Annotated in this window: 13 protein-coding genes; 7 read left to right on the top strand and 6 right to left on the bottom strand. The window is 48.5% G+C overall.

Features of this window, described 5'->3' with window-relative positions:
- The first annotated feature begins 5 nt into the window (after positions 1-5).
- Genes hisD through hisIE form a run of 7 tightly spaced genes read left to right on the top strand, consistent with a single transcriptional unit; the run spans position 6 to position 6,110 of the window.
- Positions 6-1,310, top strand: coding sequence for a histidinol dehydrogenase (gene hisD / locus GRPL_RS13150; RefSeq protein WP_004864519.1), 1,305 nt, complete (start codon positions 6-8; stop codon positions 1,308-1,310).
- Positions 1,307-2,368 carry a histidinol-phosphate transaminase gene (gene hisC, locus GRPL_RS13155; protein WP_032699199.1) on the top strand — a complete coding sequence of 354 codons (1,062 nt, stop codon included), beginning with the start codon at positions 1,307-1,309 and terminating at the stop codon, positions 2,366-2,368. The genes hisD and hisC overlap by 4 nt, the downstream gene beginning before the upstream one ends.
- Positions 2,365-3,432: a bifunctional histidinol-phosphatase/imidazoleglycerol-phosphate dehydratase HisB gene (gene hisB / locus GRPL_RS13160; protein WP_032686801.1), complete on the top strand. Its 1,068-nt coding sequence runs from the start codon at positions 2,365-2,367 to the stop codon at positions 3,430-3,432. Before hisC ends, hisB begins: the two co-directional genes overlap by 4 nt.
- Positions 3,432-4,022 carry an imidazole glycerol phosphate synthase subunit HisH gene (hisH, locus tag GRPL_RS13165; protein WP_032686800.1) on the top strand — a complete coding sequence of 197 codons (591 nt, stop codon included), beginning with the start codon at positions 3,432-3,434 and terminating at the stop codon, positions 4,020-4,022. Before hisB ends, hisH begins: the two co-directional genes overlap by 1 nt.
- A complete protein-coding gene (gene hisA, locus GRPL_RS13170; protein ID WP_032686799.1) occupies positions 4,022-4,759 on the top strand; it encodes a 1-(5-phosphoribosyl)-5-[(5-phosphoribosylamino)methylideneamino]imidazole-4-carboxamide isomerase in 738 nt (245 codons plus the stop codon). The genes hisH and hisA overlap by 1 nt, the downstream gene beginning before the upstream one ends.
- A complete protein-coding gene (hisF, locus tag GRPL_RS13175) occupies positions 4,741-5,517 on the top strand; it encodes an imidazole glycerol phosphate synthase subunit HisF (protein WP_004864530.1) in 777 nt (258 codons plus the stop codon). The genes hisA and hisF overlap by 19 nt, the downstream gene beginning before the upstream one ends.
- Positions 5,511-6,110, top strand: a complete 600-nt coding sequence (hisIE, locus tag GRPL_RS13180; RefSeq protein ID WP_004864532.1) for a bifunctional phosphoribosyl-AMP cyclohydrolase/phosphoribosyl-ATP diphosphatase HisIE — start codon at positions 5,511-5,513, stop codon at positions 6,108-6,110. The genes hisF and hisIE overlap by 7 nt, the downstream gene beginning before the upstream one ends.
- A 105-nt stretch (positions 6,111-6,215) precedes the next feature.
- Here the strand turns inward: hisIE and GRPL_RS13185 are convergent, their stop codons facing one another.
- From GRPL_RS13185 to GRPL_RS13210, 6 genes are all read right to left on the bottom strand, one after another.
- On the bottom strand, positions 6,216-7,223 hold the full coding sequence (locus GRPL_RS13185) for an acyltransferase family protein (RefSeq protein ID WP_032686797.1): 1,008 nt from the start codon (positions 7,221-7,223) through the stop codon (positions 6,216-6,218).
- Between the two features lie 344 nt (positions 7,224-7,567).
- On the bottom strand, positions 7,568-8,872 hold the full coding sequence (locus tag GRPL_RS13190; protein ID WP_032699198.1) for a glycosyltransferase family 2 protein: 1,305 nt from the start codon (positions 8,870-8,872) through the stop codon (positions 7,568-7,570).
- Positions 8,873-8,993: 121 nt separating this feature from the next.
- Entirely contained in the window at positions 8,994-10,139 is a 1,146-nt protein-coding gene (locus GRPL_RS13195; protein WP_162180079.1) for a glycosyltransferase family 4 protein, read from the bottom strand.
- Positions 10,140-11,030, bottom strand: a complete 891-nt coding sequence (locus GRPL_RS13200) for a glycosyltransferase (protein WP_032699197.1) — start codon at positions 11,028-11,030, stop codon at positions 10,140-10,142. It lies immediately after the preceding gene.
- A complete protein-coding gene (glf, locus tag GRPL_RS13205) occupies positions 11,027-12,181 on the bottom strand; it encodes a UDP-galactopyranose mutase (protein WP_032699196.1) in 1,155 nt (384 codons plus the stop codon). Before glf ends, GRPL_RS13200 begins: the two co-directional genes overlap by 4 nt.
- 18 nt (positions 12,182-12,199) lie before the next feature.
- On the bottom strand, positions 12,200-14,092 hold the full coding sequence (locus tag GRPL_RS13210) for a DUF4422 domain-containing protein (protein WP_032686792.1): 1,893 nt from the start codon (positions 14,090-14,092) through the stop codon (positions 12,200-12,202).
- Between the last annotated feature and the right edge of the window lie 2 nt (positions 14,093-14,094).

Genomic DNA, 14,094 nt, shown 5'->3' with positions numbered 1-14,094 from the left:
CGACCATGAGCTTCAATACCATCATTGACTGGAACAGCTGCAGCGCAGAACAACAGCAACAACTCTTAATGCGCCCGGCGATTTCTGCCTCCGACAGCATCACCCGTACGGTGGCGGACATTCTTGATAACGTCAAAACCAATGGCGACGCGGCGCTGCGCGAATACAGCGCAAAGTTTGATAAAACCGACGTCAAAACGCTGCAAGTCAGCGAAGAAGAAATTGCCGCTGCCGGCGCTCGCCTCAGCGATGAGCTGAAACAAGCCATGGCGGTCGCAGTCAGCAATATCGAGACCTTCCACAACGCGCAAAAACTGCCGGGCGTGGACGTGGAGACGCTGCCAGGCGTACGTTGCCAGCAGGTGACCCGCCCTATCGCCTCAGTCGGCCTCTATATTCCCGGCGGTTCTGCGCCGCTGTTCTCGACGGTACTGATGCTGGCGACGCCGGCGCGCATCGCGGGATGCCAGCAGGTCGTTCTGTGCTCCCCGCCGCCGATTGCCGATGAGATTCTTTACGCGGCCCAGCTTTGCGGCGTGCGCACCATCTTCAACGTCGGCGGCGCTCAGGCGATTGCCGCGCTGGCTTTCGGCACCGAGTCGGTGGCCAAAGTCGATAAAATTTTTGGCCCGGGCAACGCCTTCGTCACCGAAGCCAAGCGCCAGGTCAGCCAGCGTCTGGACGGCGCGGCGATCGATATGCCGGCAGGACCGTCAGAAGTGCTGGTGATTGCCGACAGCGGCGCGACGCCGGACTTTGTCGCCTCCGATCTGCTGTCGCAGGCGGAACACGGCCCGGATTCTCAGGTGATCCTGCTGACTCCGGATGCGGCGATGGGACAACAGGTCGCCCGCGCCGTTGAGCGCCAGCTGGCGGAGCTGCCGCGCGCTGAGACCGCCCGGGAAGCGCTCTCGGCCAGCCGTATTATCGTGGCCCGCGATCTCGCCCAGTGCGTAGAAATCTCCAACCAGTACGGTCCGGAACACCTGATTATCCAGACCCGTAACGCCCGTGAACTGGTTGACAGCATTACCAGCGCCGGTTCGGTGTTCCTCGGCGACTGGTCGCCGGAATCTGCCGGTGATTATGCCTCCGGCACCAACCACGTGCTGCCGACCTATGGCTATACCGCCACCTGCTCAAGTCTGGGACTGGCGGACTTCCAGAAACGCATGACCGTGCAGGAGCTGTCGCGCGAAGGCTTTGCCGCCCTCGCCTCGACCATTGAGATCCTCGCCGCCGCAGAGCGCCTGACCGCCCACAAAAATGCCGTTACGCTGCGCGTTGCAGCCCTTAAGGAGCAAGCATGAGCATCGAAGATTTAGCCCGCGCTAACGTGCGCGATCTGACGCCTTATCAGTCTGCTCGCCGTCTGGGCGGCAAAGGCGATGTCTGGCTGAACGCCAATGAGTTCCCGACCGCCGTCGAATTTCAGCTGACCCAGCAGACGCTGAACCGCTACCCGGAATGCCAGCCGAAAGCGGTGATTGAGAATTATGCCCGCTATGCCGGCGTTAAGCCGGAGCAGGTTCTGGTCAGCCGCGGCGCCGATGAAGGTATCGAGCTGCTGATCCGCGCCTTCTGCGAACCGGGACAAGATGCGGTGCTGTATTGTCCGCCAACCTACGGCATGTACAGCGTTAGCGCTGAAACCATCGGCGTGGCCTGCCGGACGGTACCGAGCCTGAGCGACTGGCAGCTCGATCTGCCGGGCATCGCCGCGAATCTCGATGGCGTGAAGGTGGTGTTTGTCTGCAGCCCGAACAACCCGACCGGGCAGATTATTAACCCCAACGATATGCGCACACTGCTGGAGATGACCCGCGGGAAAGCGATTGTGGTGGCCGATGAAGCCTATATCGAGTTCTGTCCGCAGGCGACGCTGGCCGGCTGGCTGAGCGACTATCCGCACCTGGTGGTCCTGCGCACGCTGTCAAAAGCCTTTGCCCTCGCCGGACTGCGCTGTGGGTTTACCCTGGCGAATGCCGAGGTGATTAGTCTGTTAATGAAAGTCATCGCCCCCTACCCGCTGTCAACGCCGGTGGCCGACATTGCCGCCCAGGCGCTCAGCGAGCAGGGTATCGCCGCGATGCGCGCGCGCGTGGCGCAGATTCTCGACGAGCGTGAGTATCTGATCGGTCAGCTGCGCGATATCCCGTGCGTTGAACAGGTCTTCGACGCCGAGACTAACTATGTCCTCGTACGCTTTAAAGCGTCCAGCGCAGTGTTTAAATCTTTGTGGGATCAGGGCATTATCTTACGAGACCAGAATAAACAACCCTCATTAAGCGGCTGTTTGCGTATCACTATCGGTACCCGTGCAGAGAGCCAGCGCGTGATTGACGCTTTGACTGCGGAGAATGTATGACCCAGAAGTTTCTCTTTATTGACCGTGACGGTACGCTGATTTCCGAGCCACCGGTTGATTTTCAGGTAGACCGCTTTGAAAAGCTGGCCTTTGAGCCGCAGGTGATCCCTGCCCTGCTGAAACTGCAGCAGGAAGGTTACAAGCTGGTGATGATCACCAATCAGGACGGTCTGGGGACCGACAGTCTGCCGCAGGCGGAGTTTGACGGCCCGCACAATCTGATGATGCAGGTGTTCTCTTCCCAGGGCGTCAGTTTCGACGAGGTGCTGATTTGTCCGCATCTGCCGGCCGACAACTGCGAATGCCGCAAGCCTAAAACCCAGCTGGTGCTGCCGTGGCTGGAAGAGGGCGTCATGGATAAAGCCCACAGCTACGTTATCGGCGATCGCGCCACCGACATCGAGCTGGCGGATAACATGGGCATTACTGGCCTGCGCTATGACCGCGAGACGCTGAACTGGCCGACTATCAGCGAACAGCTGACTCGCCGCGACCGCTATGCCCACGTTGAGCGCAACACCAAAGAGACCCAGGTGGATGTCAAAGTCTGGCTGGATCGCGAAGGCGGCAGCAAAATCCACACTGGCGTCGGCTTCTTCGATCATATGCTCGATCAAATCGCCACCCACGGCGGTTTCCGTCTGGAGATTAACGTCGGCGGCGACCTCTATATCGACGATCACCACACCGTGGAAGATACCGGTCTGGCGCTGGGCGAGGCATTAAGGCTGGCGCTGGGCGATAAGCGCGGGATCAACCGTTTTGGGTTTGTGCTGCCGATGGACGAATGTCTGGCCCGCTGCGCGCTGGATATTTCCGGCCGCCCGCACCTGGAATATAAAGCCGACTTCGCCTATCAGCGCGTCGGCGATCTGAGCACCGAGATGGTGGAGCACTTCTTCCGTTCGCTCTCCTACACCATGGCGGTCACGCTGCACCTGAAAACGAAGGGCAAGAATGACCATCATCGCGTCGAAAGCCTGTTTAAGGCCTTTGGCCGTACGCTGCGTCAGGCCATCCGCGTGCAGGGCGATACGCTCCCCTCGTCGAAAGGAGTCCTGTGATGAACGTGGTGATCCTCGACACCGGCTGTGCCAACCTCAATTCGGTAAAGTCGGCAATCGGCCGCCACGGCTACCAGCCGGCGGTCAGCCGCGATCCAGATGTGGTGCTGCGCGCCGATAAACTGTTTTTACCCGGCGTCGGTACCGCGCAGGCGGCCATGGATCAGATTCGCGAACGCGAGCTGATTGAGCTGGTGAAAGCCTGTACCCAGCCGGTGCTCGGCATCTGCCTCGGCATGCAGCTGCTGGGGCGGCGCAGCGAAGAGAGCAACGGCGTGGATTTGCTGGGCATTATCGAAGAAGACGTGCCGAAAATGACCGACCACGGACTACCGCTGCCGCATATGGGCTGGAACCGGGTCTACCCGAAAGCCGGGAACCGTCTGTTCCGCGGTATCGATGACGGCGCGTATTTTTATTTCGTTCACAGCTATGCCATGCCGGTGAATCCTTACACCATCGCCCAGTGTCATTACGGCGAGCCGTTCACCGCGGCGGTACAGAAAGATAACTTTTTTGGCGTCCAGTTTCATCCGGAACGCTCGGGCAGCGCCGGGGCGCAGCTGCTGAAAAACTTCCTGGAGATGTGATGATCATTCCTGCTTTAGATTTAATTGACGGCACGGTTGTCCGTCTCCATCAGGGCGATTACGGCCAGCAGCGCGACTACGGCAACGATCCGCTGCCGCGCCTGCAGTCCTACGCCGCGCAAGGGGCCGAAGTGCTGCACCTGGTCGACCTGACCGGCGCGAAAGACCCGGCGAAGCGCCAGATCCCGCTGCTGAAAACGCTGGTTGCCGGAGTGAACGTGCCGGTGCAGGTTGGCGGCGGCGTGCGGACGGAAGAAGATGTGGCAGCCCTGCTTGCCGCAGGCGTGGCGCGCGTGGTGGTGGGTTCAACGGCGGTGAAATCGCCGGAAGTGGTAAAAGGCTGGTTTACGCGTTTTGGCCCGCAGCATCTGGTGCTGGCGCTGGACGTGCGTATCGACGCGCAAGGCAACAAGCAGGTGGCAGTCAGCGGCTGGCAGGAAAACTCCGGCGTGACGCTGGAAGAGCTGGTGGAGAGCTATCAATCCGTCGGCCTGCAGCACGTCCTGTGCACCGATATCTCTCGCGATGGCACTCTGGCGGGGTCCAACGTCGCGCTGTATGAAGAAGTGTGCGCCCGCTATCCGCAGGTGGCCTTTCAGTCTTCTGGCGGTATCGGCGATCTTAATGATATTGCCGCGCTGCGCGGAACCGGTGTGCGCGGCGTGATTGTCGGTCGCGCGCTGCTGGAAGGTAAATTTAACGTAACGGAGGCTATTCAATGCTGGCAAAACGGATAATCCCCTGCCTCGACGTTCGCGACGGCCAGGTAGTGAAAGGCGTGCAGTTCCGTAATCACGAAATCATCGGCGATATCGTCCCGCTGGCGAAACGCTATGCCGACGAAGGCGCTGATGAGCTGGTGTTCTACGATATCACCGCCTCCAGCGACGGCCGCGTCGTCGATAAAAGCTGGGTGTCGCGGGTAGCGGAAGTGATCGATATTCCTTTCTGTGTCGCAGGCGGAATTAAATCCCTCGACGATGCGGCGCAGATTCTCTCCTTCGGCGCCGACAAGATTTCGATTAACTCCCCGGCGCTGGCCGATCCGACGCTGATTACCCGTCTGGCCGATCGTTTTGGCGTGCAGTGTATTGTGGTGGGCATCGACACCTGGTTTGATGCCGAGAGCGGTAAATATCACGTTAACCAGTACACCGGCGATGAGAGCCGCACGCGAGTGACTCAGTGGGAGACTCTCGACTGGGTGCAGGAAGTGCAGAAACGTGGCGCCGGCGAGATCGTGCTGAACATGATGAATCAGGATGGCGTGCGTAACGGCTACGATCTTGAGCAGTTGCGTAAAGTCCGCGCCGTCTGCCACGTGCCGCTTATCGCTTCCGGCGGCGCCGGCACCATGGAGCACTTCCTTGAAGCCTTCCGCGACGCCAACGTCGACGGCGCGCTGGCGGCGTCGGTGTTCCACAAGCAAATTATTAATATTGGTGAACTAAAAACGTACCTGGCAGCACAGGGCGTGGAGATTAGGGTATGTTAACTGAACAGCTGGACTGGGAAAAAACCGACGGCATGATGCCGGCCATCGTACAGCACGCCATCTCCGGCGAAGTCCTGATGCTGGGCTACATGAATCAGGATGCGCTGGCGAAGACCGAAGAGAGCGGTAAAGTGACCTTTTATTCGCGGACCAAACAGCGTCTGTGGACCAAAGGGGAAACCTCCGGCAACTTTCTCAACGTGGTGAGCATTACTCCGGATTGCGATAACGATACCCTGCTGGTGCTGGTGAACCCGATTGGCCCGACCTGCCATAAAGGCACTTCCAGCTGCTTCGGTGACGCCGGCCACCAGTGGCTGTTCCTGTATCAGCTGGAACAACTGCTGGCCGAGCGTAAGCATGCGGATCCGGAAAGCTCATATACCGCGAAGCTGTACGCCAGCGGTACCAAGCGTATTGCGCAAAAAGTCGGGGAAGAAGGCGTGGAAACCGCGCTGGCCGCGACGGTACACGACCAGTTTGAGCTGAAGAACGAAGCGTCGGATCTGATGTATCACCTGCTGGTACTGCTGCAGGATCAGGGGCTGGATTTGACGGCGGTGGTCGAGAACCTGCGTAGCAGGCATAAATAAATCGATGAAGGGAGGGTAGGCTCCTCCCCTTTTAGCCGTTGCAACGCTACTCCGGCTGCAGTGTACTAACCAGTTAAATACCGTTCAATAAAACCCAAACTATAATTAACTTATTTTGGCAATCTGACGCTTTAACGCCCGATAGAGAGGATAATCGATAAATCGCGCATAAATATAGGCAATGAATATTGATGCAAATGCCGCTATTGATATTGATACCCAGGCATTCTCAGAGTCAAAAATGAATCCGGATACGATAACCAGTTCATGCAATAAATACAAAGGGAAGCTAATATAACCGAGAAACAAGAATAAATTAGAGGTGAAAATTCTCTTTATCAATTGATTATCCGGAAGATGATCGATGAATAGCATCGGGATAAACGCAACAAATAAAAAATAGTCCAGTCGACTATGGTTCATTGCATATACGCCAACGATCGATACGATAGCCGCTGCGGTAATAAAGAAAGCCATGAACTTTTCTTTCATCAGACACTTAAAGTACTCTGTCTGTGATAAAGAAAAAAACAATGAACCAATCAGCATTGACAGCATTGCTGTTAGCATTGATGGCGGTATCCCTGATGGATGTTTATGCCACAGAAAAATAAATAATAAACCTGCAACTACCGCACGAGTCATATTTCCTAATCGCGTAAAGATTAGAGGAATTAAAAGTGACACCCAAAACTCAATACTGATACTCCATGATGGCTCATTGACTAACTTGAAGTCATGCCAGTAAAGACCATGAAGAAATAATATATTTTTTAATATCACGCTAATAGAAAAAACATCCGGACTGGAAACATAGCCGCCATGGTGTGCATTGTAGTAATAAATGGCTACCATCAGTATCGTTGACAGAAAATGAAGCGGCCATAATCGGGCAAAACGTGTAAGAACGTATTTGAAAAAGTTTCCTGAGGCGTGGGCATAGGTTAGAACAAAGCCACTCATGATGAAAAAATATACCACGCACAGATAGGCACCGCTAAATGGTCTGACTTGCGGCCACCCCATAAAGCTGCCAAACATATGGCTGAGCATGACCATACCCGCCAATATCCCACGAGTGCCATCAATGGCATCAAATCTGTTAACAGACAATCTACACCCCATATTCCAATGAGTAAAACTACATTCTTTTAGAAGAAAGAATTTATTAGTAATAAAAAGAATAGCTATCAATATTCAAAGGTGATCACTGCCCGATAGAAAAAATTCAACAGGCAGGAAGTCACAAAAAAAACACATGTACACACATCGAGATATTACTGCCCCCAGTAAAACTCGACAAAAACCTATTACTCTCTAACTAATAAATTATTAATCTAACAGGAATAGAGACTCGCAAATCATATGACCAGGAGCTCTTTTATTTAACGAAAATTTTATTGAAAATAACAAGAACACTAACAAAGAAGTGAAACTTGCTTAACTTCTTTTTGAAATTATTTAAAAAAACGTCTTACCACTCGTAGTGGCTTAGTCAACTTCCAGGATAAAGAAGAGATTAAATTTTTGTGATGCTGATAAATTTCATTGAATTCTTGCTGTTTGATAGTTATTTCATGATGCATATTATTATTTTTGTCAGTTAACTGACGAATATTCTTTTCCTGTTCAGTAACCCGCTCTTCAATCTCATGCAATTGATTATGCAATATCGCATTTTCATCCTTTTGCTCAGCGAATGAGTCAGTCAGCGTCTCAACTTCTTGCTGTAATGCGGAGCTCTTTGCCTGGAAAAACTCAAGCTCCTTCAGAACACGATCTTTAAGGGAGAATAGGTACTCTTCAGCTGACAGCGTAGTGATTCTATGATGCGCGGCGGCGATAAATTCATCATAAAAATCATCATTCTTTGCATCTAACGCAACAATAAACTCTTTCACTTGCTGATAAAACGGATGAAATGCCGGACCAGATATCGTGTTTAAATGCCACTCAAGGAAAACGACAACATAGTTTTTGTAATCTCTGAGACGTTGATCCATCATCCCCTGCTGACAGATAAATGCTTTAAGAGCCACTAATGCTTCAACAGCACAGCGGTGCGATTCTGCTCTCGTGGCGGATAAGGATTCACTACGATTGATGGTATGAGAAATTAACGTTTCATTTAAGACCGAGATTCTGTTCGCCATCAGCATGAAGGCACAGACGAAGAAAAGATCGTTTGTTGTCCTGATTTCCTGAAAACGAAGCTGATGAGTAGCAATAAATTGACGCCTGAGAAGCTTGTCCCATGGCCACCAGACAAAGGCGCGGAAAAAGTCAGAGGGAATATCCTGGGAGGAAAAAACCATAAGATCAGGTAGCAGCTCCTGGCGAACTGACCACGGCATCGGAGCATAAACTTGTAAGGAGGGATCAAAAGACTGGCTGCGACAAATAACGACATCCGCTTGTGTATCGCTGGCCTGCGCGTACATGCGCTCCAACATCATGTTATCAGCGTAATCGTCGTCATCGAGAAAAATAACGTACTCACCGATAGCAGCATCCAACCCAACGTTTCTCGATCCTCCACCACCAAGATTTGTCGTGTTGTTAATAACTCTAATCCGTGAATCAGTTTCAGCCAGCGCAGAGACAATCTCTAAGGTATTATCGTGAGAACAATCATTGATAATAATGATTTCGATATCATTTAATGTTTGCGACAAAACGGTGCTTAATGTATCGGAAATATATCCAGCAGCATTGTGCACAGGGATAATAACAGAAACAGCAATACTCTTTTTTTCAGACATGTAATCACCTTGACGCTTAGCTTCTAAACGCAATTATATTTATTTATTGGTAGCGTTTAATTTGTAGGTTTCCAGTTCATTAAGGATAGGTAAGATGAAAGCGACTCAGCTTCATCAAAAATTACTCTTCAACAACATCGCGATATGTTTTTAATGTTTTATTAATGATCATCACGCTCGAGAATTTATCTTGAATACGCTTTCTGCCATTGATACCCATTGCGACTCGCGTTTCAGGATTATCTAACAGGAAACCGAGTTTCTCCGCTAATTCCTCGACAGATTTACTTTTTACAATTAACCCATTATCGTTGTTGATAATTAAGCTATCACAGCCACCAACATCATAAGCGATACAAGCACGCCCGACCGAGGAAGCTTCCAGCAAGATACGTGGTACGCCTTCGGCGTAGACCGACGGCAAAGCAACGATATTTGATTCTTCAATTAAATCAAATACATTAGAGCAATGACCGAGCCAGTTTATCACGCCTTCGCTTTGCCATTTCTGTATCGTCGCTAGCGGAATCGCGTCTTTATCATTCTCAACTAAGATACCGGCAACATTCAGCGTAAAGTGAATATTTTTATTACTCAGTATTTTTTTGGCTTCAATCAGATCACCAAGTCCTTTACTCCACAGCATACGGCTGGCAAAAAGGACGACCGGGACATCACGTTGCTGCTCCAGAGAATATTTGTAAATCTCTGGATTAATACCCGCACCATCAATAACAATAGTCTGTTTGTAATCGATACCAACCAGATCGGCGAGTTTGGCTCTGTCTTTATCATGTTCGAACATAAACAAGCTGCATTTGTTACTGGCGATATACTTATATGCCATAACAGTAAAACTACGCAGCAGCTTAAGACAGCCAGACTCTGCCGAAAATACTCGGCCTAAACCGACAAAACTCAGAATAACAGGACGATGGGTACTTTTAGCCAGAAATCCGCCGATCAAACACGGTTTGATGGTAATGCAGTGTAATAAATCAGGATTAATGCTTTGAATAATTTTCCGAGCCTTAAAAAAGGCCCGAAAAAAAATCAAAACGTTGAACGATTGAGCGACAAGAGGAATATTATGACAAATAAAACCTAGTGTCTTGAATTTTATCGCTATTTTATCATCGACAAAATGGCTAATAATGTGAATCTCATAACCGGCATCTCGGGCGGCAATTGCACGATCGGTCCAATGCAAATCAAAATACCAATCCGAATTTATGAAATAACACAGTTTTTTCATTGCTATGTCCACTTAGTGAAACTTACCGCTAATTCCTTTTACACCATGTACAATCCCACGGCATAAAAATTTTAGATATACCCATTTCCGGCGCTGTACAGGGAATATGGAGATATACTTGCATAGGCGCAAAAGGATTGATGAACTACTAAAAACTGCCACTTCCGTAAATATTCTCTTAGCCAAAATTAAGTTTCGACAAAGATAGTAAACCTTCCACTCTGGCGATATGACCTTTCCCTGGATACTCACATCATGAGTAAAAACAAGTTCCGGATTATAGATAATTTTCTCGCCACTTAGAGTTAATTGATAACCAAAATAGAGGTCATCAAAATAAAGGAAAAGTTCATCATAAATATGATGAAGGTGCTCATTCAAGACTTCACGCTTAATGATCATGCCAACAAATGAAACTGTTTGCACCAGCATTTCCTTATTATCTGGTACATATCGTTGGGGATGTTTGATATATTGCAAAGTATCACTAAACGAGGTCGGGACTTTTGCAAATGGAACATTCATCGCGCATGTCCGGCCCTGCAAATCTTTAACTAAAGCCGTAAAAACACGACAACCTTCTTTATTTATCGTTGAGAACTTATCAAGAATATCACTTTGCGGATAAGCATCATCGTCATAAAAGAAGACCCAATCGCTATCAACAGAACTGCATATGTATTGACTACCGGCCTTAAACCCTCCGGCGCCACCGTTATTACAGGCCAGATTCAAGACAATTACACGGGGATCAGTGATTGTCTGAAGCCAATCAGAGGTCCCATCCGTGGACCCGTTGTTGACAATAACGATAGAGGTAAAGTGCAGCTTAACAGTTTCAGCAACCGTCTTTTTTAGCTTTTCAAGACGGTTAAAAGTGACTATTAATGCAGTATGTTTCATCGTACGTCGGCCACAAATACAGGCATCGCTTCGTCGTTGGACAATGAGGACAGATATTTATCGGCCGTTTTCAATGCTTCTGCAATCGTTACATCCATATCAAGGTAGCGATAAGTCCCCAAGCGTCCAACGAAAGTAATATTTTTCTCATTCTCCGCCAGTGATAAATATTTATCCAGCAGAGCCATCTCACCCATCTGGCGGATTGGATAGTAAGGAATATCATCTTCACCGCAAGCGCGACTATATTCCTTATAACATACGGAACCTTCATGGCTTTCCCACGGGGAAAAATATTTATGTTCCGTAATTCGCGTATACGGGACATCAACTGAGCAATAATTCATGACCGCGCAGCCCTGATAATCACCTTGCCAGGTAAATCGCTCAAAGTCCAGAGTACGGTAGCCAAGACGCCCATGCTGGTATGAATAGAACGCGTCTAACGGCCCGCTATAAAACACATGATCATAACTGTCACGATTTTCAGCCGCAAACTCACGCTGTAATTGCAGAGTGATATTTTCATGATCGGCGATCGCTTCAATCATATGGGTATAGCCCAACTTCGGCATGCCCTGGAATTTATGATTGAAGTAGTTATCGTCATAATTGAAACGCACAGGCAACCGTTTGAGTATAGATGCCGGAAGTTCGGAAGGCTGCATCCCCCACTGTTTTATAGTGTAGCCTTTGAAGAACGCTTCATATAATTCTTTACCAATAAAGCGCAAAGCCTGCTCTTCAAATGTCTTCGGTTCCAGAATCGAGCTATCACCTTTTTCGCTAATGAGCGCGCGAGCTTCATCAGGAGAACAGGTTTTAGCAAAAAACTGGTTAATAGTATGCAAATTAATCGGCAGTGAAAAAACCTGACCATTAACAGTCGCTTTTACTCTATTAACATAGGGCATCATCTCAGCATACTGATTGACAAACTTCCAAACGGTTTCATTATCCGTATGGAAAATATGCGGACCGTAGACATGAACCATGACATCAGTCTGAGGATCGCGAGTGTCATAAGAGTTTCCTCCGATGTGGTCCCGCTGATCGATGATTTTAACCTTGTGACCTTGTTCAGCAAGCTGGCGGGCAATGACCACACCTGAAAAACCAGCACCGACGATCAGAATATTGTTACGCTTCATAATGTATCTCCAGTTATATTAGCCAAGAATCGAGCGGCGAACTTTATAATAATATTTAGTGAGCTTATTTCTTCTTGGCGAACCGACAGGAGCATATTTGTTAACATATGGCATTAAAGCTCGTTTAATCTTTGTCTGCAGTAACACGGTTTGCTGCAGTTCAGTATGTTGATTATGTACTACCGTGGCCACAGGTAACTGGCGATAGTAAATTTCTTTTTCCCATGGGGTATTTAAAACATTCTCAAGAAAATCATCATAGAAATCGACTTTCTCAGTATTCCATGGTTTGTTTTCACCCGCATAGTGAATCATTTTTGGATTTCTTCTGGCTTCCAAAAACCGCATATAGGTTGAAAACTTGAGATTCGGGAAGAAATCATCGGTATTACCATTACCATGGTACACATTCCATTCTAATGGTAAAAACTTGACTCGGCCAAAGAAGACTTTGTTCATGATATCCTGATCTAAGAACCAATACTTTTTGGCTTTCAATGCTGACATCAATTGAGCAAAGGTGTTCTCTTTAACCATTTGTTCGACGTTAAAAACAATAATCCCGGCCTGAAAATATTCGTCAGGGTTAGTCATTCCTAATGTCTTTTTCAGGTATTCCCCTGCTGGCATAATGCCATCATCAGATTCTGACATCGTACCAAACTTCACAAATCCTTCCATGACGATGTCTTTAACAGCGGCAACCAGGTTAGTGTCGATCTCGACATCCAGAAGTGTTGCCAAATCAGCCTTCACCACGGTGTCAGAATCGATAAACACAACTTTTTTATACTCGCGGAAAAGTTGCGGAATAAACAAGCGCGCATAGGTCGACGCACTAAAGTGTGCACGGGTATGAACATCACTCATCTCAGTGAATGAATTCACATCAAAAAAGCGCAGTGATATGTTGTTATGACCAGCAACTAGTTTGATAAGGCGTTGTTTATTTAAATGGCTGACCTTATTTTCCAGAACAACGATATCATAGTTTCTGTTAGCATCAGAATGGCGAACAATTGAATTTATTAATGCCCCGCCACTTAATGCATAGTTATTATCAAAACTGATAACAACCGGTACGCTTTCGTCAAAAACGGGGTTTAATTTACCATTAAATGTTTCAGCAGTGACAAACGTGCGCTGTAGTTCTTTTATTTTAAGCTGTTTATCTTGTTGACATTTAATGATATAGATATTGAATAAACGCTCAGCGATGTGCCCTATAACTCGTTTTTCTTGAGCATTATAGTTATTCATCGAAATCCGATCTTCAAGATTAGACAAAATAGCAAAAAGCCATTCAGAATAATCCAGGAACATGTCTTTGCGCATAACAAACATGTTCGTATAATAACCATCGGTTGCATTATTGAATTGTTGAATCGCAGCTTTATATTCCGGATACAGTTCTTCAACGACATCCAGAGCAGACTGATAGTCTTTAATGTGTAAAAACTCACCTTTTGCATAATGATCAAGGTTATTCTTACTTCCTGCCGAAGTTACCGACCATTTTTTGGGTAACAGCAGATCATATCCATCGACGCAGGTGCTTATGGATTCATCGCTTAAGCCAAACTGGCTTTCGTATTCGGCATTGATTAGCGGGTAGTTAACAACCCCCCAGTTATCCTCAGGATGATTTTGTTGTTCTGCAAAGTTCAAGTGTCTGCGGTAATGCATAAATCCCACATAGTCAGCAAGGGATTCATTCTTCCACACCCAGTAGTGGGCCGTCAGCTCACAATAAAAGGGGTTTTTAAAGGAAATGTTGTCTCCGCTATCATCTCCTTCACAGCCAATGTCATTATAAGTATTAGCCTTCCCGACATGCAGTGGTTTAATAATAGAGGCGTTTAGAAAAGCACTGGGTTTGTGGTGACATGTGTAAATTTTGATACTATTCATCT

It is taken from the genome of Klebsiella planticola ATCC 33531 (assembly GCF_000735435.1).
GTDB lineage: Bacteria > Pseudomonadota > Gammaproteobacteria > Enterobacterales > Enterobacteriaceae > Klebsiella > Klebsiella planticola.
This window is presented reverse-complemented; position numbering and strand designations above follow the sequence as displayed.